This window comes from Bradyrhizobium sp. 25ACV, from assembly GCF_054863005.1.
The window spans coordinates 1-277 of the sequence record NZ_JAVAYO010000076.1 but is presented as its reverse complement, the minus strand read 5'-3'; the positions used below and the strand labels follow the sequence as shown (position 1 = coordinate 277).

At 68.2% G+C, this 277-nt stretch carries 1 protein-coding gene; it reads left to right on the top strand.

The window, feature by feature from the left end; translation table 11 throughout:
- The coding region (locus tag RAD04_RS38640; RefSeq protein ID WP_461627963.1) for a hypothetical protein at positions 1 to 276 on the top strand (276 nt) is incomplete at its 5' end.
- Between the last annotated feature and the right edge of the window lies 1 nt (position 277).

The following is a 277-nucleotide window of genomic DNA, read 5'->3' as shown; positions in this document are numbered from 1 at the left end:
AAGCGGCTCGGCCTGCCTCATCAGAACTACAAGCAGCCCGCCGGCGGGCCCCTAACGCGGCGCCGGCGTGTCGTTCGTCGCGCCATCGTGGCCGGATTGGCTGACCTCGTCCTGATCAGCGACCGCGATCGCCGAGTCATGATGCGAAACCCCGGCGGTGACGCGATCGACGCGGTGCTCGCGGCGCTCGGCGCTGCCCAGGCTTTCGAGTCGGTGGACCATATCGCGATCGCTCGTCACGCTCGCTATCCGCGGGAGGGGCACCTCTACTTCTGAG